Raw genomic sequence first — 23,561 nt, forward strand, 5'->3', positions numbered from 1 at the left:
TCATTCCACCTCTCCTGGCCCGCTGTACGCACCCACACCCGCACCGGCACCTGAGCCCGCGCTCGCAGTTGAGCCCGCGCTCGCTGCCGTGACCGCACCTGGGACCGCACTCGCAGCCGCGACCGCACCTGAGCCCGCGTCAGCAGTCGCGAACGTGCCTGTGGCGGCGAACGTGCCTGAGTCGGGGGCGTCGTCGGAGATGATCCGGCCGTCCAGAACGTGCATCCGGCGAGGCAGCCGCGCGGCCAGGTCACCGTCATGCGTGATCATGATGATCGTCGCGCCCTCGGCGTTGAGCTCCCGCAGCAGTTCGAGGATCGAGGCGCCCGTGGTGCTGTCGAGGTTGCCCGTCGGCTCGTCGGCAAGGACGATCGCCGGCCTGCCCACCAGTGCGCGGGCGATGGCCACGCGCTGGCGCTCGCCTCCGGACATCTTCGTGGGACGGAAGCCGCTGCGATGCGCGAGCCCGACACGGTCGAGCGCGTCGGCGGCACGGCGCCGTCGCTCTCCGACCTCGACGCCCGCGTACAGGAGGCCGTCCGCGACGTTCTCCAGGGCGGTGGAGTGCTCGGCCAGGAAGAACTGCTGGAACACGAAACCGATGCTGCGGGCGCGCAAGCTCGCGAGCTGCCGGTCGCCGAGCCCCGCCGCGTCGACTCCGTCGATCCGGACCAACCCGTCGGTGGGCCGCTCCAGTGTCCCCATGACGTGCAGGAGCGTCGTCTTCCCCGATCCCGACGGGCCGACGATGGCGACGAGTTCGCCGTGGCGGACGGTGAAGCTCACGCCTCGCAGCGCCGGTACGGGTGGCTGGCCCGCGTAGACCTTGGTGACGCCTTCCAGTTCGAGCGCGGGAGCCCGGCCGTCCTGTTCGTGAGTCGTGCTCATGAGGCCGGCACCACCACTCGGTCACCGGCGGACAGGTCCCCGGACACCTGCACGAGCCCGTTGTCGTTGTCGAACATGCCGAGCGTCACGGGGACCAGACGGCGCCGCTGGCCGTCCGCCGGGTCGGCCACCTCGACGACGTAGCCGCCTCCGGCCCTGCCCATGAGCGCGGTGACCGGGACGGTCAGCGCCTTCCTGACCCCGTCCGTCGTGATCTGCACCTGAACCGGGGCTTCGTCCAGTTTTCCCGCGTCCTTGGGACGGTTGAGCGTGATGTACACCGGGAGCGTGGAGCCGGACGAGTCCTTCTTGTCGTCACCGGATTTCGCGACCGTCCCGATGCGGCTCACCCTGCCCGGGGTCGTCCTGTTGTCCGGAAGCGTGATCTGGGCACGGTCACCGACCTTGACCTGGGACTGCTGACCGGGGTCGAGTTCCACCGTCACCTGGCGCCTGGCCGAGGTGGTCTGGGCCACCTGGGCTCCCGGCGCCGCCCGCGTTCCGGCCTTGGCCATCGCCTTCGTCACCCGGAGCGGACCGGGCAGGAAGACGGCGTCCCCGAGACCCAGTCTCCCGGTCTGGTCGACGCCCAGCTGATCCTGCAGTTCGATGACCGCCTCCGCGGTCTCCGAGCCGTAGTAGTCCGAGCCTGGGTCGAGCTCGGACTTCTCGGCGTAGCCGAGTCTCACGAGGTTCTCGTTGAGGTAGCGCACCTCGCGGCCTTCGTCGCCCTGTGACAAAGCGCGGTAAGCCGGTGTGGCGCCGCAGATCAGCACCACCGGCTTCTCGTCCACCCGGTAGAGGGTCCTGCCGCAGTCGATCTCCTTGCCCTCGCTGGGGACCCAGGTGTAGATGCCCTTGGCCTGGTTGACCACGGCATACGGAGTCCCGTCACCACTGGCCGCGTACGAGAGCGTCCCGCTCTGCGTCACTTGCGTGGACAGCGGTCCTTCCCGTACGGCCGCCAGCGAGGTGCCATCGCTGGAGGACGCGGACTGGGTGTCCCCGTCATCGAAGGGCTCCATGACGGCGGCGGCGACGCCCGCGGCGACCAGCAGCACCAGGACCCCCGTCCCGGCGAGCACCTTCCGCCGTCCGCGCCCATGCGCCTTCCGGCGATCCGGAGCCGGGACGTCGGGCCTGGCCTCGGGGACGCCGGGGGTAGTGGCGGTGTCGCCGGGAGTGGTGTCGGTGGCGGCGGGGCCGCTGTGTGCGGCACCGGGGCTGGTTTCTGCGGCACCCGGGCCTGCGTCGGTGGCGCCCGGGCCTGCGTCGGTGGCGCCCGGGATACCGGAAGGCGCCTCATTGATGTCGGTGCTCATCCCCCAGCACCCGTCGGCCGCAATGACTGGCATTTCTGATCCGCGGCCTTGAACTGCGGCGAGTCGGGATTGAGGTCACCCGGGTCCAGTTTTCCGCCCTGGGGGTCGGGGAACCTGGGCACCCCGTTCTTGCGCATGCACTGCGCGTACTTCAGCATTTGCGCCTGCGCGGCCGGGTCCGTCCGGGCGGTCCATCCCGGGGGCCGCACTGACTCGCATTTCTGCGCCGCGGCCTTGAACTGTGGCGTGTTCGGGTCGATTTTCCCCAGCGGAAGAAGGAACTTCGTCCCATCAATGGGATCGGGCCAATCCGGGACACCGTTCTGGCGCATACATTGCGCGAACTTCACGTACTGCGCGGTGTCCTCACCAGCGGCACCACCGCCCGCCGCTCCACCCGAACCGCCGGAAGAGCCGTCCGATCCACCGCAGGCCGCGAGCACCGGCAGGAAGACCGCGAGCGCCACCAGCGACAATGTCAGGGGCCGTTTCTGCTTCACCTTGGACATGGCGCGGTCTCCTTCGCGTCAGTGGATGAGCGTTGGAGACCATTTCTAGGCAACGGGCGGTCACACGACGGTCAGAGCGCCTGTGACCGGGTTGTGACCGTGGCAGTGGTTAACCTGAAAGCACGATGAGAGTGCTGGTAGCCGAAGATCATGCCGAGCTCGCGGCGTCCGTCGCGCGAGTCCTGCGCCGTGAGGGAATGGCCGTCGACGTGGTCCACGACGGCGCGGCGGCCATCGAACGGACCTCGCTGCTGGACTACGACGTCGTCGTGCTCGACCGGGACCTGCCCGCCGTCCACGGCGACGAGGTGTGCCGCGCGCTGGTGAGCCGGACGCGCCGTACCCGTGTCCTGATGCTGACCGCCTCCGGCACGATCGCCGACCGGGTGTCGGGCCTGAGCCTCGGCGCCGACGACTACCTGCCCAAACCGTTCGCCTACGCCGAGCTCGTGGCCCGGATCCGGGCGCTCGGCCGCCGGGCGCAGCCTGCGCTGCCGCCGGTCCTCGTCCGCGGTGATCTGCGGCTGGATCCGGCGCAGCGGATCGCGACCCGGGCGGGCATGCGCCTGCCGCTGAGCCCGAAGGAGTTCGCGGTTCTGGAGTACCTGCTCGGCGCCGACGGCCGTGTCGTGTCCGCCGAGGAACTGCTGGAACGGGTGTGGGACGAGGCGGCCGACCCGTTCACGACCACGGTCAAGGCCACGATGAACCGGCTGCGGTCCAAGCTCGGCTCGCCACCCCTGATCGAGACCGTCCAGCAGGGCGGTTACCGGATAGGTGATGCCCATGAGCCCTCGTGACCTGCTCCGCCCGCGCGTCGCCTCGCACCGTTCCCTCTGGACCGTGCGGATGCGTCTCACGGCCTTGTACGGCGCACTGTTCACGATCTCCGGTGCGGTCCTTCTCGCGATCACTTACTGGCTCCAGCGCCGCACCAGATGGGTGCTCATCGACTACTCCGGCAACGCGCGGGAAAACCGTGAGCACCTGGACCGGATGCAGCAGGCACAGCTGCACGATCTCCTGACGCAGTCCGGGATCGCTCTCGCGATCATGGTGGTGATCTCGATCGCGCTGGGCTGGCTGGTCGCCGGACGTGTCCTGCGGCCGCTGCGGACGATGACGGCAAGGGTCCAGCAGATCTCCGCCCGTAACGTGCACGAACGGCTCGCCGCCGCCGGACCCCACGACGAGATGAAGGACCTCGCCGACACCGTCGACGGCCTGCTCGGCCGCCTGGAGACCGCGCTCAACGCGCACAAGCGCTTCGTCGCCAACGCCGCACACGAGCTGCGCACGCCGCTCACCCTGGAACGTGCCCTCCTGGAGGAGATACTCACCGACCGTGAGGCCACGCTGGAGTCCTACCGGGCGACCTCGGAGCGACTGCTCGCGATCAGCCAGGACCAGGGGCGGCTGCTGGAAGCCCTGCTCACGCTCGCCGGCAGCGAACGTGGTCTCGATCGCCAGGAGCCCTTCGATCTGGCCGATCTCGCCCGTCGGGCGCTCGACCCGGCACGCCTTGAGGCGGACGCCCGCGGCGTGCGCGTCCATACCCGGATCGCGCCCGCCCCGTCCGCGGGCGACCCCGCGCTGGCCGAGCGCCTGGTCGCCAATCTCATCGACAATGCCGTGCACCACAACGTGACCGGTGGCCACGTGGAAGTCGCGACCGAGGCCAGGGCCGGGCGAGCGTTCGTGTCGGTGGTCAACAGCGGCCCGTTGATCTCCCCGCAGCAGGTCGGCCGGCTCTTCGAACCGTTCCAGCGGCTCGGCGGACGGACGGCGCGCGGCGATGGCCACCACGGCCTCGGCCTTTCGATCGTTCGCGCCATCGCGACCGCGCACGGCGCCCACATCACCGCAAACGCGCGCCCGGGCGGCGGCCTCTCCGTCGAGATCGGCTTCCCCGCGGCCGTCACTCCCAGGTATCCCCCGGCGCGCACGCCTGACCTGCGGCTACGCGGCCAGCGTACGCCCGCGGCCTCCTCACCCGGACGGCAGCCGACGCCGAACCGCACGGACAGGTGACGCCCGAGCAGGTACGGCAGCCCCTCACCCCCGGACCATCACACCAGTGTTCGCTGGCAACTTCGTAACCGGTGTCGTCGCGGCAGCACACGCCGCGCTGCCCATGGGCTCGGCCCCTCGTGAAGGACCTGGGCTGACAGAGACTTTTAGCGCTCGGTCAGGGGGCGAGGTCGTCCGGCTTTTTAAATTTCCCGAGCTTGTATGAAGTGACCCCGACAGCAGCCGATCAGCCCGGCGACAGCAGCAGAACCCAGCGTTATTTTGCGTCTGAACAGCAGAAATTCCTGCACGCTGCACTTGGCGGGAACCAGCGGAAAGCCGCTCCATGCATATCATCGTCGCGCGCTGGGCAGGCGTGCGCATGAATACCTGTACTTAATACGAGCACCAGGTGCGATCCCGGACGTACTGGGCCCAGTGCCCGATTGATCAGGCGGTGAGGCCGCAAGCGAGCGCTCCCCCACCCGATGAAAGCAGGACGCCCGATGTATCGCTGCTCGTGCTCACCTAAGGCGCCCGAGAATCGGTCCGGGTTCCGTCGCCTTCAACGGGGCAGTGTCCTTTGGCTACTCCGACTTCGAAAGGGCGTTGTTCTCCAGCGTCATCTCGGTGAAGCACGGAGGGATGGCACGTTCGATCGTGCGGACCGGACAGGGTCTCATGCGCTGGGGCGGGTCGAGCTGGTCTGGGGCGCCACGGGCCGACTCGTCGCCGATCCGCCGCAGGCTCCGGCCGCAGACAGTGTGAGTGCCACACGCCCGAGGCGCGGCAGACAGGGTGCCGCCGCACCGAGGCGAGGACACTTGCAGCCGACTGACCTAGTGCTCCGCCGCGGCACTGTTGCGGTCGTCGCAACCGGTCGTCCGCCTACGCGCCTGTTGGTCGTATGCACGCTGCCACCCGGGCGTTTTCGCCCTGACGGGCCGTGATCCCGCCGGTTCCGGCCCTGGACGGCGTTGGCGTGGGCTCGATGTGGCGCGGCGGGCCGAGCCGGGCTCCACCGTGGCGCTTGCTCTGGCACGCGAGCGCGGAGTCTTTGTCAGTTGCTGTCCTGGCCGGATGGGGGTGGGTCGGTGGTGGTGTCGGTGATGCCACGGGCCAGGTCGGCGATCTTCTGGTTGGTGGCGCGGGCGCGGGCACGCAGGATCTCGAAGGCGGCGTCGGTGGTGATGCCCTGGCGGGTGGCGATGATGCCCTTGGCCTGTTCGATGTGGACGCGGGAATCCAGTGCGGTCTGGAGTTGGCCGTTGAGGGTGACCTCGCGGACGAGGGCGTGCCGCTGGAGCAGGGCGATGGTGGTGACGTCGGCGAGTGCGCGGGCCAGGTCGTGGTTAGGACGGGACAGGGCGAGCGGAGCATGGCTGAACAGGTTCAGGACACCGGCGGTGTGGTCACGCAGGTGCAAGGGGATGGCGTGGACGGCATGGTATCCGGCTCGCGCGGCGCGGCTGATCAGGGGTTCCCAGAGCGGGTCGCCGGGGCCGGGGGCGATGAAGTGGGTCGGCCGGCCGGTGCGGTAGGCGGTCAGGCAGGGGCCGATGTCGGCCTCCAGTTCGAACAGTTCCAGCAGGTTGATCTGCTCGGCTGAGGAGGCCAGCAGTTGCAGTGCGCCGGCGGGGGGGCGTACATCACGCCGGCGCCGTCGACGTCCAGCAGGTCCAGGCAATGCCGGGTGACCCGATGCAGCAGGTCGGACACGTCGTGACCGACGACCAGGGTGTCGGCCAGGTCCACCAGCGCAGCGATGGCGCGTCGCTCACGCGAGGCCGATGGTGATGGCGCACCTCGGGGGTCGGTGGGGCCGTGGGTGTTCACGATGCCGACCCGAGCGACCCCGTCATCGTCGGCGGCGAGTGGGTGAGCTGCGTGGCGTCCATCGAGGTCCTCCAGTGCGCTGGTGATCGCTGAGGGGTCACCGGCGTCCTGCGAGCGTCATCGGCCAGGGAAGCCGGACGCGGCCAGGCGCCGGTGCGGAGCCCGGCGCGAGCGCGAGGTCTGGACGGCACGCGAGATCGAGCTAAGCGGTTGTCCGGCAGGACACCACGACCGCTACCGCCGTCGCCCTGCCATACCGCCACACTACGCGCCAGGAGGAGAGTCTCATGTACTCCAGAGCCCTGCCCGACGTCGTTCACCCCGATCGCGAAGGCACCGTCGCGGACGTGCGCGATCGGCGAGTGATCGCAGCGCGGGCCGGCACCAACACACCACTGACAAAGACCGAACGCTCAACACGGGCGCAGGCTCCAGGTGCAGACCGGGAAGCGGCCCATGTCAGGGCGCCGCCGCAGCCGACGCCGCCCACCTAACGACCAGCGTCGCCACCCTAGGCCAGAACCGGGGCGCCAACGGCGTAAGTAGCCGCCCCTACGCCTTCGGACCTCTCGCGACCCCCTCCCTGACTGATGGCGGGGTCCTTCGCCACACCCTCACTTCCATCCCGGCGACCAACCCCACCGCCCTGGTCACCGAGTGGAACGACCACCTCTTCGGCAACCGGAAGGAGACGCCCTGAAGGCGTCCACACCTCTTAGCGCGGTCAGCCAGACGGTCGCGAGACCCCAACGACATGCTCGCCTGGCTCGCCCCCGAACTCTTCGATCACGGCACCGCTAGCTGAGGACAACTCCGCACGCAACGCCTGCCACCTAGCCGCCACCGACGAACGGGATCCCATCTTTACTCGCCCTTTACCTAAAGCAGCAACAGGATTACAGTACGCACACGACCACTCTCGGTATCAACCGGACACCGCAGAGTGATGATCGATGCCAATTGGAGGCATCATGTCCACCAACCTGATCTCACGCCGCGCTCTGACCGCACTGCTGACCGGCCTCGCGCTCGTATGCGCACTGGCCGCCGGCACCTCACGACCGGCCCATGCAGACGATGACCCGCTAGCGGTCTGCCCCGGCTGGGTAGAGCAGACCATCGACCCGGGGCTGACGGTGCTGCCGCAGTTCCAGACGGTCAAGGTGGAGGGAAGGTTCGTTCCCTGCACAGGTCAGCTCATCGACCCCGAGCACGTCGCCGCCGACTACACCGCCAGCGCCTCCGGAACGCTCAGCTGCACCATCAACGTCCCGATCACCAACGCCAGCGGCACCGTGCGCTGGCAGGACGAAGACGGCCATCACACCGGCACCTCACACTTCACCGGCGGCATCACCCTGAGCCAACGGCCACTGGGCGAGAACGTCGGAATCGTCGTCGCCACCATCAACTCCGGTGAGTTCGCCGGCCGCAGGCTCGTGCTCATCAGCGCCCGCCTGACCATCGACCCCGTCCAATGCGCGACCACCGGAGTCCGAAAGGTCGCCGGCCCGGGCTCGCTGGAGATCCTGCCTGTCTGACCAACCGTGGGTGCCGTAGGCAACCGCGGTCGCCCCCCGGCGAGAGGCAAGGGATGCTGGGACGGTCCGCCCGATCCTAGATTCGGAGGCGTCATGGAGATCTCATCGTTCCTCGACCGCAAGCTGGGCCGCCGCTTCCGCACGTTCGACCGTGATGGCGACGGGTTCATCCAGCGGAAGGATTTCGAGCATTCGGCGTCCATGATGATCGAGGAGTTCGGGCACAAGCCGGACTCACCGGCCGCCCAGCGCCTGCTGAGCCTGTCCCTGGGCCTGTGGGATCACCTCGCCACGGTCGCCGATGCCGACGATGACGGACAGATCAGCGAGACCGAGTACAAGAACGCTTTCGCAGCCGGACTACTGGAGACCCCAGACTCCTTCGACGCCGCCTACCGGCCGTTCCTCGAAGCGATCATGGGCATCGCCGACACCGACGCCGACGGCAGGCTCACCGAGGACGACCACGTCCGCTGGACCGGCTCGCTCATGGGCCTGCCCCAAGCCGACGCCCGCGAGGTGTTCCAGCGGCTCGACTCCGACAGCGACGGACTCATCACCACCGGCGACCTACTCGAAGCGATCCGCGAATACTACTTCGACGACGATCCCGCCTCATCCGGAAGCTGGCTCCTCGGCCCCCTAGACCAACAAACCACCGACTGAAACACACCCCACTCACCCGACAGGAGCCGCCCCACGTATGCCCTTGATCACGTAGCCACTTGACGCTTGCGAGCCGTCTCCCATGTCGGCTGCCGCCGGCACAACAAACGACCAAGGCCTGATCGGAACGATCTCCGATCAGGCCTCTGACCTGGGTGTCTGGGCGGGGTGTTCTCGAGTGCCGGTGGCCAGGGGCGATGGCGGGCCGTTGAGATCGCTTCCCACGGCTGGTGTGATCGCTTCCCAGGCCGTTGGCGTTGTCGGCGAGGCTTCTGCGGTGGAGCGGAAAAGGTTTGGCGGTGTTGGCCCTTCGTGCTCTTATGAAAGGCCGGATCGACGACGTGATCGAAGGCGTGGGAACTGTGGGTGCGTTGGATCACGAGGAGCTCTACGCCGAGGGTGACCGTTTGTACTGGGCCGGAGCGGCTGACCGCACGCTCCCGCTGCTGGAGCGCGCTGCCAATGCTGGGCACGTGGACAGCATGTTCAGGCTGGGGCGGCTGCACTACGATGCCGGTCGCAAGGAGCCTGCGCTCCGCTGGTTTCAGAGTGCTGCAGAGCGTGGGCATGTGGGTGCGATGATCGACCTGGCGGCGCTGATCGAATCCGACGATCGTGATGTGGCCATGGCCTGGACGTTGAAGGCGGTCAAGGAGGGGCACGACCTCACGGCCGAGTACAACTACGGTGTTTTCCTGGAGGAAGATGGTCGGCTCGAGGAGGCCGAGCGGTATTACCGTTCCGCCGCGGAAGTGAATTTCCCTGCGACGCGGAATCGGCTGGGTTGCTTGCTCTGGAACACCGACCGCGGCGACCAGGCCGAGAGGTGGTTCCGCCGAGCCTTGGACGACCTGGCAGATTCCTGTGATGGTCCAGGTGACGACGACTACGAGGCCAACACGGCGATCATGTGTAATCTCGCCGGTCTTCTTGCGGAGACCGGTCGATCCGATGAGGCACTTGCTCTCTACCGTCAGGCGGCCGAACGAGGTGACCTGGGCGCAGCCGAGCAAGCCTCGCGCTTCACCTCGTAGCCGAGTTGCGTGGACTTGGCTGTCGGCCCGCGATCATGGGGCTATGGCTGCGGGCGGGCGGGATATCGGCCGGTTTCGTGATCCTGGGAGTTGGGTGAACGAGTTCGGCGACCGGGTGCTGGTGCGGTGTCCGCGCTGCGACGGCTGCGCTGTTGTGCTGGCCCACCTGGGCCCCTCTGAGTCCATGCGAGGAGACGAGGGGATGGTCAAATATCGCCGTCGCGTGCGTTGTCCAGATTGTGGGCTGTTCAAGGACGGCTATCTATCGGGCGCCGCGTTCGGGATGCCTGTCGATCCCTATTTCCGGTTCTCTCCGCTATGGCTGCGGGCTCGATGCCGCGGGCCCACGTTGTGGACCTACAAACCTCGACCAGTCGGCTTTGCTGCAGGCCTACGTTTCGGCCGGTCTTCGCGAGCGCGGTGCGGCCCGCTCGCGGGGCCCGGCACGTCCGCCATCGCCGACCTGCCGCGCGACGCCTTCCCTCACATGGCCGAGACCGCGCGCAGTGCCTCCGACGAGGAGTTCCACGACGGCCTGACCCTCCTCCTGAACGGCATCGACACTGCTATGTGATCATTTGAGGATGCGGCCATGGACCAGCGCGGGCATCGTCGTGCTGGCCGTGCTCCTCGCCGTGCCACCGGGCCTCGGGCTGCTCCTGAACACTGGCCGCGCGCCAGCGGAAGGGGTCTCCCTCCTCCTCGTCGGGCTGATGAGCGGTGGCGGCTTCGTGGGTGCCGGGCTCCTCGCCTGGAGGTCGCGTCCCGCCGACCCGACCGGACGGCTCGTGGTCGCAATCGGCATGTTGCTCCTGCTCTCCGGGCTCCAGTACCTGGGAGGCCGGCTCGCGCTCGTCGTCGGCAACGTCTTCGGGGTCGCCACGCTGGCCGTGCTGGCGCACCTGGTCCTCGTAGCCCCCGAGGGAATCGCCCGCACGCGTATGGGACGCATCCTCGTTGTGCTGGCGTATGTGGTCCACGCCTTGGTACTGCTCGTCTGGCTGCAATTCGGCCGTACCGACGAAGGCGAGTGCGTCTGCGTGACCGTCGTTCCCCTACGGGAGGGACGGACGCTGCTCATGGCGGGTGCGGTCGCGCTGTGGGCGTACGCCCTTGTCCTCGCCTCGACACTCGTCCGGCGATGGCTGTCGGGAGTGCCCGGCCCGCGCCGGCACCTCTTCGCGCCGGTGATGTACGGGGGAGTGCCCGCCATCCTGGTCATGGGGGCGAGAGAGGGGCTCTTCATGGCCCCGGGCGGGCCGCACGAACCGGCCGAGGGCCTCCTCGGAACGGCGGCGCTGTTCCTGATGGTCCTCTGGCCGCTCGGCCTCATCGCCGGATCCGTCCGCGCCCGGCTGGACCAGGCCGCCGTCGGCGGGCTCGCCGCGCGGCTCGGCCCCTCGGTGCCGCCGCGTTCGCTGGAGGGCGCGCTCGGCGTGGTGCTGCACGACCCGAGCCTGCGGCTAATCTACGGGACGAAAGAGTTCGTCGACGGCGCCGGGCGGCCGGCCCGGCTGCCACTGCCGGGTTCCGGCCAGATGGTCACCCGGCTGGAGACCGGCGCGGGACCCGCCGCGGCGCTCGTGCACGACGCCGCGCTCGCCGCCGAGCCGGAGCTCGTCCGGTCGGCGGCCGCGGTCGCCCGGCTGGCGATCGAGAACGCGCACATGCGCGCCGAACTGGCCGGGCAGCTCGCCGAGGTGCACGCCTCGCGGGCGCGGATCGTCGCGGCCGCCGACGCCGAACGCCGCCGGATCGAACGCAACCTGCACGACGGCGCGCAGCAGCGGCTGGTCGGCCTCGCCTTCGTTCTGGGGCGGATCCGGTCCCGGGCAGGGCCCGAACTGGCCGCCGACGTCGACGAGGCGTCGGCCGAACTGCGCGCCGTCATCGACGAGGTCCGCGAGCTCGCGCGCGGGCTGCACCCCCCGATCCTCCGCGAGGCCGGGCTGGAGGCCGCCCTGGTCTCGCTCGCCGACCGGTCACCGGTGCCGCTCACGGTACGGAGCGCGGTGGACGGACGGATCTTCGAATCGGTGGAGCAGGCGGCCTATTTCGTGGCGGCCGAGGCGGTCGCCAACGCGCTCAAACACGCCGCCGCAGCCCGGATCACCATCGACGTCACGGCCCGGGACGGCCTGCTGTGGCTGGCGGTCACCGACGACGGGCACGGCGGCGCCGACCCGGCGCGCGGGACGGGCCTGCTCGGCCTAACCGACCGCGCAGCAGCCCTAGGCGGTCGCATCACTATCGAGAGCCCGCCGGGCGAGGGCACGCGCGTGACGGTCGAGCTGCCGCTGACGACCCGTGACTGGGCACCGTAAGGCTTTGGCCGACACGTTGTCCATCATGGTCGACGGCGACTACCTCGATGCCGTTGGCAGTGAATGCCGCGATGACGGAGGAGTCGGCTTCGTGGTCGGTGACGAGGGTCCATTCGCGTGGTAGTCGTGCCCAGGCGTGAAGGCCGGGGGATCAGCTTGGCGGCGTGAGCCAGAACGTAGACGTGTTAGGCGCGACGTGCCATCAGTTCTTTGAGGCGGGTCTGTTGCAGGTCTGCCTCACAGATCCACCGTCGGGGGAGACGCCGTCGGCGCCGAGGAAGGCGCGGTCGAAGGTCAGTTTCTCAAGCGCCGCCTCGGCCAGTGGTCCCACCAGGCCGTGGCTGAGATGCCGCAGGCTGCCGCCGAGGCACTCCACGCGCACGGCGTCCACGTCGGCGAGTTCGTTGAGGGTGGTCAGTCCGGTGGTCGCCACGGTCAGCGCGCTCGCTGACCGCAGTTCGTGGGCGAGCGCCCCCATCGTTGACCCGGCGTCCAGCAAGACGGTTTCGCCGGGACGGATCTGTGATGCGGTCCACGGGCGATGCCTCGCTCGACCTCGAACGCCTCACCGACCCTTTGACGAAGTGACGCCTCCGGATGCGCGTTGGGTGCGATGGCACCGCCGGATGTACGGGTGAGCCGGCCTTGGGACGTCAACGTGGCGAGGTCACGACGGATGGTCGAGGCCGTCACCTGGAACGTTTCGGCCAGCTCCTCTACGGTGGTCAGCACTGGCGACTGACAGATGGCCGCCCCTCGCAGTTGCTTCGGTGACTCCGAGCGAGTCCGCGGTGGCCTGGCCCACCAGCGTGCTCAGCCACACGACCGCGAACGGCTGAGGGCCGGGCCGCCGGTCACGATCGCAGATAGCTGAGGACCGCGAGTACACGCCGGTGGTCGTCGGAGCCGTCAGGGAGCCGGAGCCGCCGGAAGATGTTGCGGACGTGCGTCTCCACCGTCTTGGGACTCAGCGTCAACGTCCGGCAGATCGCCTGGTTGGTGCGTCCCTCGGCCATCAGCGCCAGCACCTCCAGCTCCCGTTCGCTGAGCCGCGCGAGCGGTCCGCCTGGCGAGCGCCGCCCGACCAGCGGCGCGACGAGGGCCGGATCGACCACGGCGCCGCCCGCCGCGATCCGCGACAGTGCGCCGGTCAGCTCCGACATCTCGGCGACGCGGTCCTTGAGGAGGTAGCCGACGCCGCGCGGGTCGGTGCCGAGCAGGCGTACCGCGTGCTGCGCCTCGATGTGATGGGAGAGCACGAGCACGCCCACCCGCGGATGGTCGGCCCGCAGGTGCAACGCGGCGTCGAGGCCCTCCAGCCGGTAACCGGGCGGCATCCGCACGTCCACGATCGCGACGTCGGGTGGCTGGTCGTCCACGGCGGCCAGCAGCGCCGGCGCGTCGCCCACCGCCGCCGCGACGGTGAACCCGGCGTCCTCCAGCAGTCTGGTCAGGCCCTGCCGGAAGAGCGCGCCGTCCTCGGCCAGCATCACCCGCATCCCGCAGAGACTAGCGCTCAGGGCTGGCCCTGAGTGGGTTCGGGGACAGCCCTGTTGATCATTGAACGGCCTGGCCGGGACGCTGGGGGCATGCACGGAATCGAGAGCCCGGTGGCCGTTCAGGCGGCCGTCCAGCTGGACGAGGTGACCAAACGCCACGGACGAGGCAAGGCGGCCGTCGACGCGTTGCGCGGGGTGTCGGTGGAGCTGCCTTCCGGCTCCTTCACCGCGGTCATGGGGCCGTCCGGATCGGGCAAGAGCACCTTCCTGCATTGCGCCGCCGGGCTGGACCGGCCCACCTCCGGGCGGGTGCTGCTCGAAGGCGCCGACCTGTCGGGGGTCCGTGAGGCCGGGCTGACCCGGCTGCGCCGCGACCGCATCGGCTTCGTCTTCCAGTCGTTCAACCTCGTCCCGTCCCTCACCGCCCGCCAGAACATCGTCCTGCCGCACCGGCTCGCGCGGCGGCGCGCGGACAAGGCATGGGTCGCCGAGGTCGTCGAACGCGTCGGGCTGACCGGACGCCTGGACCATCGCCCCGGAGAACTCTCGGGCGGCCAGCAGCAGCGGGTCGCGATCGCACGGGCGCTGGCCGCCAAGCCTGCGGTGGTGTTCGCGGATGAGCCGACGGGCGCTCTCGACCTGTCCACCGGCCGCGACATTCTCGCCCTGCTCCGCGCCACCGTCGACGCCTGGCGGCAGACCCTGGTGATGGTCACCCACGATCCGGCCGCCGCCGCGTTCGCCGACCGGGTGCTCTTCCTCGCCGACGGGCGCATCGTCGACGCGATGGACCGTCCGGGCGTCGCCGACATCGCCGACCGCATGACGACGCTGGGAGCATGACCCGTGTTGCGCTTGGCTCTGAGCACCGTCCGCAACCGCAGGTTCGGGTTCGCGGGCTCTTTCGTCGCGGTGACGCTCGCGGTGGCGCTGGTGTGCGCGTGGTTCATCCTGCTTCTTTCCGGCCTGGGCGCGGCCCCGGCCGTCGATCGCTTCGGCGGGGTCACGGCGGTCGTACGGATGGATCCGGACCTGACCGTGCGCACCGGAGCCGAGGACCAGGAGAAGGTCCCCCTCGACCAGCCTCCGCGCCTGCCCGCCGACTTCGCCGAGCGGATCCGGGCGATCGATGGCGTGCGATCCGTCATCCCGGACACGCCGTTCTACGCGCAGGTCATCAGCAAGACGGGCGTGCCGCTGGCGGGCCCCGGTGACGGCCCTTCGGTCGGGCACGGATGGGCCGCTGCCGCTCTCACACCGTTCACCTTGCGGAACGGGCGGGCGCCCGCGGGTCCGGACGAGGTCGTGCTCGACGCGGATCTCGCCCGCCGTGCCGAGGCCGTGCCGGGAACCGCGGTACGGGTCGTCACCGCCGGAGGCGTCCGGGCCATGCGCGTCAGCGGGATCGCCGCGCCACGCGGACGAGCCGGGCTGCCGAGCCAGGCCACGCTGTTCGTCGCTCGCCCGGCTGACGGACGGCCCCAGTTCGTCGGGGTGGTGGCCGATCCCGGAACGCCTTTGGCCGCACGGCTGCGCTCCACCGGCGCCGAGGTCCTGACGGGCAGGGGCGCCGCGCGGGCGGGCTCGCCCGAGGTCGGCGACAGGCTGGAGTACGCGACGTTGTTTCTCGGCCCGATGGGCGGGATCGGGCTCTTCCTGGCGATCTTCGTGATCGCGGGAACGTTCGGCCTGTCGATCCTGCAGCGCGGCCGAGAGATCGCCCTGCTGCGGGCGATCGGCGCCGCCCCCGGGCAGGTCCGGCGGATGCTGCTGGCCGAGGCCTGCTCCGTCTCGCTGGTCGCGGCCCTGCCCGGCTGCCTGCTGGGCGTGCCGCTGGCCCACCTCGTGCTCCGGTTGATGATCGCCAATGACATCGCGCCGGACGACTTCGGCATCCGGGTCAGCACACCGCCCTTCCTCGTGGCGACCGGCGCCGGGCTGCTCGTGAGCCTCCTCGCCGTGGTCTTCTCGGCCCACCACGCCGCCCGGGTGCGCGCCACCGAGGCGCTCCGCGAGGCCGCCGCGCCGAGCCGCCTGATGCCGCTGCCCCGGCTCCTGCTCGGTCTCGCCGCACTGGGCGGGGCGGTCCCGGTCCACCTGCTGTCGCAGCGGGTCGGCGGTGAGGTCGGCGTCGCGTTCCAGTACCTCATCGTCATGATCCTCATGATCGCGGCCGTGGCGTTGTCGCCACTGCTGACCCGGTTGCTCACACCGCTGGTGGGGGCGGCGGTCACGCCGGCGACCACGGGCTGGCTCGCCGCGGCCGGATCACGGTCCGCGCCGCGCCGGGTCGCCTCGGCCGCGGCGGCGGTAATGCTGAGCACCGCCCTGGGGAGCACAGCACTGCTGGTGGGCGACTCGATCGAGTCCACCGCCGTCGCCCAGAGCGGGCAACGTGTCGTCGCCGACCGGATCCTGACACCACGCGACGCGCCCGGCCTGCCCGCATCAGTGGCGTCGACGGCGGCCCGCCTCCCCAGTGTGAAAGCAGTCTCGCCCCTGCGCTCGACCACGTTCATCTCGACGGTCCTCGGCACCCCGGAATCGATGGTCGCGCAAGGCGTCGCGCCGGAGTCGATCGGCGCGGTCCTCGCCCCCGGCGTCCGGGCGGGCTCGCTGACCGCCCTGGCCGAACCGGGCACCGTCGCCGTCAGCCGCACCCACGCCCGTGAACGCGGCTGGTCGGTGGGCAGCCGCGTTCACGGCACCCTCGGCGACGGAACCCCGATGAACCTCCGCGTGGTCGCGGTCTACGACCGCTCACTGGGCCTCGGAGATTTCCTCCTGGCCCGCTCCGCCCTCACCGGCCACCTGCACGAGAACCTGGACGACGCAGTGCTCATCCGCGCCCGTACCGCCAACCTCGACCGAGACCTGAGTGCACTAGGCATACCGACCGTCAAGGTGCTGGACGCGTCCGCATACGCACAACTGTCACGCAGCGGGCTGTCCCAGAGCACCACGAACGTCTACATCGTGCTCGGCCTGCTGGTCGCGTTCACCGCCATCTCGATCGTCAACACCTGCGTCATGGGCACGGCCGAACGGGCCAGGGAGTTCGCCCTCCTGCGCCTCGTAGGCGCCTCACGCGGCCAGGTCGTCCGCACGATCTGCATGGAAACGGCCATAGTCGCAGTGATCGGAACCATCGTCGGCACAGCCATCGGCCTGGTAGCCCTGGCAGGAGCAAGCGGCGCGCTCACCGGCACAATGAGCCTCCATCCCTCAGCCTCACGCTTCGCCATCGTCCTCATGGCCGTCGCCGCGCTCTCCCTCCTGGTCAGCCTCCTCCCCGCCGCCATGGTCATGCGCTACCGCCCCGCCACAGCCCTAGGCCGCCGAGAATGACCCGGCCCCTGCCTGGCATCGTCCAGCCCATTCCTTCGCGATACGCCAGGTGAACAGAACTTGGAGTTCCAGTCTGCGAGGCAGATGCCTGCTGAGCAGCCAAGGATTCAGCATGGTCGCCCAAGGCGAGCAGCCCTTCGGCCGCGGCCTGCATGGCGCGCGAGCTCGTCCAGGCGGCAGAACGCGCCGAGGGCTACACCTTCAATCCCGAAGAGCCCCTATGGGTCTGAAATGTCGTGAACGTTCTTAGTGGGTTCCTCTGGCACCTCGTCCAGTGCGGCGGTTTCCCTCTGCGTAGGAGCGGATCGCAGCCACCGTGGACGGCAACATGCCGTGCTTGAGGAGACCCTCCTCATAAGCGGCCCGCACCACTTCCATCGCCAGGAGCAGCGACGTCCGCTGCGACGGCTCTCCGACCGTCACCGCCACTCCTCGATCACATCCGCCTCCCATACCACTCAGGGGGCGTGGGGGCGGAGCCCCCACTCGGGCTTTGGGGCGGAGCCCCATTGGGGCTGTCCGAGTCCCAGCGAGGGCGATGCTCTTAAGTCTTGGCTCTTAGGTGGGTGGAGCTGAGGGGATTTGAACCCCTGACCCCCTCGATGCGAACTACTGGCCTGGCCTAGGTCACTCCCCCGCCGCGCTGGTGGCGAGTGTGGCGGGAGATGATCAGGAATGCCCGCGTGAGGGTGCGTTGCTGTACTTCTCTGCTGTACAGCAGCACCGCCGGATGCCCAGGTTAGAGGCGCCTCTACGCGTCCTCATCACCGTTCAACGCGCGCATGAACCAGTCGAGCGAGCCGGACTTCTGCGCCTCCTCGGCGAGACGCTTGGCGGACTCGGTCTGGAGTTGAGCGAGTGAGCTGTCTACCCACGGCTGCGTGTTCTGGTTGCCGTGCTCGCGGTACTCGATCGCCTGAATGAGGCATTCCAGTTTGTCCGCGTCACGGGCACAGACCGCCTCGGTACTGGCCTTGCCTTCATACTCCGCGACGACACCTGTGACCATCGCGGCGACCGGCTCGGGCAGGCCGCGCATCTGATGCTCGGTCACCTGTTCGTTGGGCGCCTTCGTCACGTACGGCTTGGCCAGATAGGGAATGTCAGTGAGGCGCGTCTCCTGGGTGTCATGGAAGAGGCTGAGCAATGCGGCACGCTCGGGGTTGGCTCCCTCCATCGCCGCCAGGACGCTCGCAATGATCGCCGTACGGAACGAGTGGTCGGCGATGCTCTCCGGGGCCTTCACACCTGCCACAAGCCATCCTGTGCGCTTGTAGCGTTTGAGAAGGCCGACCTCGTACAGGAAGCCCGCCAGCCGCTCCGCCTCGTTCGTCATGCTCGCCCTTCTTTCAACGGCCGTCCGCCATACGTAGACCGTAGAGGACCTCTTCCAACTCCCGGCGTGACTGCACCGAGATCACTCCACTGTCGAGGACCCGTCCGGCGCGAGCCTGGACCCTGCCGAGCATGCCGGAGCCCGTCACCACAGGCCACCGCCCGGAGGCTGCAGGGTGACAGTCGCCGCGAGCAGCGCCCCGGGCGAGATCTCGTCGGCCCGAGACACTGCTCGGGTGGCCATCTAGCAACCGATGCAGCCCTGGCAGCGCCTGCCTGGTGCGCGGCCGGTCCAGTTCGGCGGGTCGAGCGGCTCCTCCACGATCTCGAAGTCGGGCGTCCGTTGACACACTCGCGCAGGTGTGGGCGGTGCTGCTGGATGAGGGCATGCGCACGGCCGCGCCTTTTGCCGCAGCCTGTTCCGGCATCGCAATACGGCTGAAGTGAGTTTGCGCGGGGACGTCGTTGATCTGAGCTCTACCGTGCGTGACCGGTACTGGCCTTCGCCTGGGAACGTGGCCTTGCATTGGTCCAATGACGTCTTACCTGGCCAGGCCGGCCTTGTCTGCTTTTCACGTTGTCAAGGCGGTAGCGGATGAGGCTCTGAAGGGTGAGGTGGCGTCCGTGGCCTGCGGGACAAAAAGTGTTGACAGGCGATCTGGCAGAGTTCACTGTTTCGTGTCAAGTGACCTTAACGGCTGGTTTCGGGGGTGTGTCACTTGATGGATCGTTTCGGCACGGGGGCTTGGGTTGGGGTGGGATTGCTGGGAGCGGTGCTCAGCCTCACACCACCGGCGGTGGCGGCGCCCCGTCCTGCATCCACCGATTCCGCTGCCGCTCGGGCCGGCCAGGCACAGGAGCGGTTGGAAGCTGCGGAACTGGACCGTTTCTGGACTACCGGACGCTTGCGTTCGGCCGCGCCGGACGGCCGCATCTCTTCGCGCTCCTCACCGGACGGGGTTGCGCCGTCCACTGCGGTGAATGCCGGCGTGGAGATGGTCGGGGCATTCTTCTGGATCGACGCTCGGGGGAAGGTGGGCTATTGCGCTGCCACAGTGGTCGAAAGCCCGCACCGCAATCTCATCATCGGGTCCGAGACATGCATGGGCACGGCCGGGAACCGTCGACGGGTCGCTTTTGTTCCTGGCTATCAGGATGGGCGCAAGCCTTGGGGTCTGTTCCCGGTCAAGTTCGAACACAGCCGGGCTACCGGCGACCAGGGTAAGGGACAAGCGCGGCCACGGGTTGCGATCGCCCAGGTCGGCCCGAACACAAACGGCGTGCAGGTTCAGGACGCGGTTGGTGGTGTCGAACTGGTGACCGATGCGCCTTACCAGCGACGCGACGTCCGCTTCGTCGGCTACCAGGGGCAAGGACCCCGGCGGTATGAATGCACCGGCCGCACCACAGGGTTCACCGATGCAGGGCCGGGACGTGCCGCATCGTTGCTGCGCCTTCCCTGCGAGGGCCACCCCGAGGCCAGTGGCGGGCCGCTCCTTGTCCCAGGTGCGAAAGGGCAGGTCGGCGCCACAGGTATTGCTGCCGATTGGCCTGGGACGGGTAACGATGCAGCCGTGTACGGCATTGGCTTCGGACGCGAAGTACGCGCGCTCTACGATCGTGCGGTGAGGATCGCGGGGCCTCGTAGCAGCCCGGCACCCGCTGCTCCTCTGCCGGAATCCTCGTCACCGGCTCCGGGTTCGCCCTCGCCCAAGAGGCAGGCGCCTTGGCTGCGCAGTACACCGGTTCCGCCGACGCCACGGGTGGAGGCTGATCCCGACCCGGCCGCGTTGGACGCCTACTGGACACCCGAACGGATGCTCAACGCGCAGCCGACCGAGGATTCGCGGCACGTGGGACGTGACACGCCTCCGGATCCACCGCTCCGGCGGGAGCTCATGGCGCCCAGCAAGCCCTTCAACGGCATCCCCGTCGTCGGGACGTTCTTCTACACCGGCCGGGGCAACGATCATTTCTGCGGCGGCACCGTGGTCAAGAGCCAGCACCGCAACATCGTGATCTCCGCCGGGCATTGCCTCGACGATGGAGACGCGAAAAAGAACCTGTCCTTCGTGCCGCAATATCACGACGGGCAGAAGCCCCACGGTCTGTTCGGCATACGGCCTGGCCGTATCTACATCGACCAGCGCTACTACGACAAGGGACACAAAGCCGGGGCCGACCTGGACTTCGCCTTCGTTCAGCTGACCGCTCGCAAAGACGGCAAGCAGGTCCAGGATGTGGTGGGTGGCGTCGACCTGGTGACCAACGCGCCGTACGATCAGCCGAAGGTTCGCCTCATCGGCTATCCCGGTGATGCTCCCAAGCCGCTGGACTGCACGAGCAACACTTCCAAGTTCACCAGCAGCGACTCCAAGGTTCCGGGCTCCTTTCTGCGCATCGCCTGCGACGGCTACAAGGCAGGGACCAGCGGAGGACCGTTTCTCATCCCACGTCCCAACAACCAGCTCGGCGTCATCGGGGTGATCGGCGGCTATTACACCGGAGGCAAGACCCCCAATGTCTCCTTCAGCTCCTACTTCGACAACGACGTCACCAAGCTGTTCAACGCCGCCGTAAGCAGCGCGCCACCCGCCGGCCGCACCCTGCTGGGTAAGGCCCAGACCTGGCAACACGCCTACTCGATGGCATCTGGATACTTTGTCACCGACCCGGCCAGCGACGACGAGTACATGGACCTGATCGTGCAGTGGGACGACGGCGAGGTATCGCTCTACCGTGGAGCCGGCGAACGCGGCAACGTCTTCGACAAAGAGATCCGGCTGGCCTCTCCGGGCAGCGTGTGGCAACACGCACGAGAGATCACCGGTGGCGACTTCACCGGCGGCGAGGCCGAAGACCTGATCGTGCGCTGGAAAGACGGGGAGCTCACCCTGTACCCGGACGTGGACGAACGGGGATTTCACGGCGAGATCCAACTCCAGAAACCCAACGACCTCTGGGAGAACGCGCACGCCATCACCGCTGGCCGCTACGCCACCAGCAGCCGCCGCAACGATCTGATCGTGCGCTGGAGCGACGGCGAGGTCTCGCTGTACGCCGACGTGTCGGCGTCAGGGCTCGGCACCGAGCATATGCTGCTCAAACCCAACGATCTGTGGAAGCACGCTCACGAGATCGCCGCCGGCGACTACACGGGCAATGACAACCATGACCTGATGGTCCGCTGGAGCGATGGTGAGGCCACCGTCTACCCCGATCTCACCGTCAACGGCTTCCGGGGCGAGTACCAACTTAAAGCCCCCAACTCCACCTGGACACATGCCAAGGTAGTCACCGCCGGTGACTACACCGAGAACCCCTGGCCCGACGACCTCATCATCCGATGGTCGGACGGAGAGGTCAGCTTGCACATCGATGTCGACTCCAAGCTGCACGGCGAGCGCACCCTGGTCGCGCCACCGCGCTGACATGAGGTCACCATGAAACGAACTCTGACGCTGATCGCGGCGACCGTGCTGACCCTGATCTGCGGGTGCCCCATCTCCTGGGCCGGACCATCGCCCTATCCGCCGGACGCCTCCCTGGAGATCGACGCGGGCAAGCCCGGCGAACTGGTGGAGGTGATGTTCTCCGACTCCGGCGCCGACGACGAGCAGCAGAACGTCACCGTACGCAGCGCGGCCTTCGAACCCGATGATGTGGTGCTGGGGTTCACCGGACGCAAGTACATCGGCTCAGCGCGGCTGCGGCGCACTCTCAAACCCGGCCGGTTCATCGCTTCGGTGCAAAGCCTGACCCATGGCCGCAAAGCCAGCATGGAGGCAGAAGTCAAGGTCCTGCCATCGGCGCAGCCCCTTAACGATTCCGCCAGGCGCGTGAGCCCACGACACGGATTCCTGGAGGGCGCGGTAGCCGGGATATGCGCCGGAGCGGTCGTGACACTCGCCGCCCTGTACGCAGTGCACCGCCTCCGCAGAAGGCGTCCATCCTGACACGACCGATCGATTGGGGAACGTGTGATCCTGGCCAAAAGCACAAGACACCGTCGCCTTCCAACGCTGCTACTGGTCATGGGCATCGCTCTGGCCACGGTCTATGCGCCGCTCCCCGCGGTGGCGCTGGAGACGCACGACCCACTGCGACAACCGACCAGCCCGGTGGCCACAGCGGGTCAGTTCTACTCGGCAAGGATACGAGTCCTCGACAAGGTATGGATTCCCGCACTGAACGAAAGCATCACGTTCAAGGTCGCGGGAGTCGGGGGAGTGCCGGCGACGGGGGTGGACTCGGTCGCCCTCAATATCGCAGCGGCCAGTGAACCCGGCAGGGAAAGCAACGGCGAGCTTGTCGTGTCTCCATCAGGCAGCGCCGATTCCGAAGCAGCCGCCACCGCCTACAACTCCAGCTTCTACGCGCAGAACCTGGTGATCGCGAAGGTCGGGCCGGACGGCCATTTGAAGATCACCAATCCCAACGCGGCAAGAGTGCTTGTCTACGCCGATGTGCACGGCTACACGCTAAGAACGGCTGGCGCGACCGCAGGGACGAGATTCGTGCCGCTCAAGCCCGCCCGGATAGGGCGGGTGAACGTGCCCGCGAACGCCAGCTACACTCTGGCGCCACTGGGCCAGGCAGGCATTCCCACCACCGGGGTATCGCACGCGGCGTTCACCATCACAGCTAAGAGCGCCACCAAAGGCAAGCTCACCGTTCATCCGTCCGGCCAGCCCAGACCGGGCGACACCAATCTCGACTACGGCCAGAACCAATACCACCAGAACCACGTATTCGCCCAGCTCGGCGCCGACGGCAAGGTGATCATCAGCAATGCCGGCTCTGCGGCGGTGACAGTCGATGTCGATGCGGCAGGCTATTTCACCACGTCCGAAACAGACGCCGCAGCTCAGACGATCAAAACCCTGCAGCCGGCCAACCTAACCGGATACATCACGATCCCAGCGCAAGGCACACACATACTGACGCCGCTAGGCAAGGGCGGCATACCGGCCAACGGAGTGTCCGCAGTAGCAATCTCCATCTTTACTGTAGGCCGAAGCGGAGCCTTGCGGATCTTCCCCTCTGGGACCCCCGCGGCGGTCACACACGCGGTCTCCATCCTGCCTGACCTGCTCTACCGTGGCTTCATCCCCGCCAAACTCGGCGCCGACGGCAAAATCGCCATCCTCAACTCCAGTAGCTCCCCGGTCACCGCCAGAATCGCCTCCTTCGCCTACTTCTAGGTTTACTAACCATGGACGTTGGTAACGGCGACATGGCTGGATGAG

20 protein-coding genes are annotated in these 23,561 nt (G+C 68.3%); 12 read left to right on the forward strand and 8 right to left on the reverse strand.

What is annotated here, in order from left to right:
• From ABD333_RS22105 to ABD333_RS22115, 3 genes are read right to left on the reverse strand one after another with little or no spacing between them, the layout of a single operon-like run.
• Nucleotides 1-888: an ABC transporter ATP-binding protein gene (locus ABD333_RS22105; protein ID WP_344543676.1), complete on the reverse strand. Its 888-nt coding sequence runs from the start codon at nucleotides 886-888 to the stop codon at nucleotides 1-3.
• Entirely contained in the window at nucleotides 885-2,210 is a 1,326-nt protein-coding gene (locus ABD333_RS22110; protein ID WP_344543678.1) for a peptidoglycan-binding protein, read from the reverse strand. The genes ABD333_RS22105 and ABD333_RS22110 overlap by 4 nt, the downstream gene beginning before the upstream one ends.
• Nucleotides 2,207-2,719, reverse strand: a complete 513-nt coding sequence (locus tag ABD333_RS22115) for a hypothetical protein (RefSeq protein ID WP_344543680.1) — start codon at nucleotides 2,717-2,719, stop codon at nucleotides 2,207-2,209. Before ABD333_RS22115 ends, ABD333_RS22110 begins: the two co-directional genes overlap by 4 nt.
• A 125-nt stretch (nucleotides 2,720-2,844) precedes the next feature.
• Between ABD333_RS22115 and ABD333_RS22120 the strand changes: the two genes are divergently transcribed.
• Nucleotides 2,845-3,519 (forward strand): response regulator transcription factor, encoded by a 675-nt coding sequence (locus ABD333_RS22120; protein WP_344543682.1) that lies wholly within the window; start codon nucleotides 2,845-2,847, stop codon nucleotides 3,517-3,519.
• On the forward strand, nucleotides 3,506-4,750 hold the full coding sequence (locus ABD333_RS22125; RefSeq protein WP_344543683.1) for a sensor histidine kinase: 1,245 nt from the start codon (nucleotides 3,506-3,508) through the stop codon (nucleotides 4,748-4,750). The genes ABD333_RS22120 and ABD333_RS22125 overlap by 14 nt, the downstream gene beginning before the upstream one ends.
• A gap of 1,039 nt (nucleotides 4,751-5,789) precedes the next feature.
• Here ABD333_RS22125 and ABD333_RS22130 read toward each other — a convergent pair.
• Nucleotides 5,790-6,416 (reverse strand): ANTAR domain-containing response regulator, encoded by a 627-nt coding sequence (locus tag ABD333_RS22130; RefSeq protein ID WP_344543685.1) that lies wholly within the window; start codon nucleotides 6,414-6,416, stop codon nucleotides 5,790-5,792.
• Between the two features lie 1,120 nt (nucleotides 6,417-7,536).
• Here ABD333_RS22130 and ABD333_RS22135 point away from each other — a divergent pair.
• The 5 genes from ABD333_RS22135 (at nucleotide 7,537) to ABD333_RS22155 (ending at nucleotide 12,130) form a co-directional block, all read left to right on the forward strand.
• Nucleotides 7,537-8,106, forward strand: a complete 570-nt coding sequence (locus ABD333_RS22135; RefSeq protein ID WP_344543687.1) for a hypothetical protein — start codon at nucleotides 7,537-7,539, stop codon at nucleotides 8,104-8,106.
• A 93-nt stretch (nucleotides 8,107-8,199) separates the two neighbouring features.
• Entirely contained in the window at nucleotides 8,200-8,772 is a 573-nt protein-coding gene (locus tag ABD333_RS22140) for an EF-hand domain-containing protein (protein ID WP_344543688.1), read from the forward strand.
• Between the two features lie 320 nt (nucleotides 8,773-9,092).
• Nucleotides 9,093-9,806, forward strand: a complete 714-nt coding sequence (locus tag ABD333_RS22145) for a tetratricopeptide repeat protein (protein WP_344543690.1) — start codon at nucleotides 9,093-9,095, stop codon at nucleotides 9,804-9,806.
• Nucleotides 9,807-9,900: 94 nt separating this feature from the next.
• Nucleotides 9,901-10,380: a hypothetical protein gene (locus ABD333_RS22150; protein ID WP_344543692.1), complete on the forward strand. Its 480-nt coding sequence runs from the start codon at nucleotides 9,901-9,903 to the stop codon at nucleotides 10,378-10,380.
• 10 nt (nucleotides 10,381-10,390) lie between these two features.
• Nucleotides 10,391-12,130: a sensor histidine kinase gene (locus ABD333_RS22155; protein WP_344543694.1), complete on the forward strand. Its 1,740-nt coding sequence runs from the start codon at nucleotides 10,391-10,393 to the stop codon at nucleotides 12,128-12,130.
• 202 nt (nucleotides 12,131-12,332) lie between these two features.
• Here ABD333_RS22155 and ABD333_RS22160 read toward each other — a convergent pair whose 3' ends face one another.
• The 3 genes from ABD333_RS22160 to ABD333_RS22165 form a co-directional block, all read right to left on the reverse strand.
• Nucleotides 12,333-12,650 carry a DeoR/GlpR family DNA-binding transcription regulator gene (locus ABD333_RS22160; RefSeq protein WP_344543758.1) on the reverse strand — a complete coding sequence of 106 codons (318 nt, stop codon included), beginning with the start codon at nucleotides 12,648-12,650 and terminating at the stop codon, nucleotides 12,333-12,335.
• On the reverse strand, nucleotides 12,566-12,862 hold the full coding sequence (locus ABD333_RS47545; protein ID WP_410556500.1) for a DeoR family transcriptional regulator: 297 nt from the start codon (nucleotides 12,860-12,862) through the stop codon (nucleotides 12,566-12,568). The genes ABD333_RS22160 and ABD333_RS47545 overlap by 85 nt, the downstream gene beginning before the upstream one ends.
• Before the next feature lie 122 nt (nucleotides 12,863-12,984).
• Nucleotides 12,985-13,629 (reverse strand): LuxR C-terminal-related transcriptional regulator, encoded by a 645-nt coding sequence (locus ABD333_RS22165; RefSeq protein ID WP_344543695.1) that lies wholly within the window; start codon nucleotides 13,627-13,629, stop codon nucleotides 12,985-12,987.
• Between the two features lie 90 nt (nucleotides 13,630-13,719).
• Here ABD333_RS22165 and ABD333_RS22170 point away from each other — a divergent pair, with 90 nt between their 5' ends.
• The gene (locus tag ABD333_RS22170) at nucleotides 13,720-14,472 is read left to right on the forward strand and encodes an ABC transporter ATP-binding protein (RefSeq protein WP_344543697.1); all 753 of its coding nucleotides are present in this window, start codon (nucleotides 13,720-13,722) and stop codon (nucleotides 14,470-14,472) included.
• Between the two features lie 3 nt (nucleotides 14,473-14,475).
• Entirely contained in the window at nucleotides 14,476-16,977 is a 2,502-nt protein-coding gene (locus ABD333_RS22175; protein ID WP_344543699.1) for an FtsX-like permease family protein, read from the forward strand.
• A 751-nt stretch (nucleotides 16,978-17,728) separates the two neighbouring features.
• Here ABD333_RS22175 and ABD333_RS22180 read toward each other — a convergent pair.
• Complete coding sequence (locus ABD333_RS22180; protein WP_344543701.1) at nucleotides 17,729-18,313, reverse strand: HD domain-containing protein; 585 nt, start codon at nucleotides 18,311-18,313, stop codon at nucleotides 17,729-17,731.
• A 721-nt stretch (nucleotides 18,314-19,034) separates the two neighbouring features.
• Between ABD333_RS22180 and ABD333_RS22185 the strand changes: the two genes are divergently transcribed.
• The 3 genes from ABD333_RS22185 (at nucleotide 19,035) to ABD333_RS22195 (ending at nucleotide 23,516) form a co-directional block, all read left to right on the forward strand.
• Entirely contained in the window at nucleotides 19,035-21,743 is a 2,709-nt protein-coding gene (locus tag ABD333_RS22185) for a trypsin-like peptidase domain-containing protein (RefSeq protein WP_344543760.1), read from the forward strand.
• A gap of 12 nt (nucleotides 21,744-21,755) precedes the next feature.
• A complete protein-coding gene (locus ABD333_RS22190) occupies nucleotides 21,756-22,268 on the forward strand; it encodes a hypothetical protein (RefSeq protein WP_344543703.1) in 513 nt (170 codons plus the stop codon).
• Nucleotides 22,269-22,346: 78 nt separating this feature from the next.
• Entirely contained in the window at nucleotides 22,347-23,516 is a 1,170-nt protein-coding gene (locus ABD333_RS22195) for a hypothetical protein (RefSeq protein WP_344543704.1), read from the forward strand.
• Nucleotides 23,517-23,561: the final 45 nt, after the last annotated feature.

Source organism: Actinomadura fulvescens (assembly GCF_039533225.1).
GTDB classification, from domain to species: Bacteria; Actinomycetota; Actinomycetes; order Streptosporangiales; family Streptosporangiaceae; genus Spirillospora; species Spirillospora fulvescens.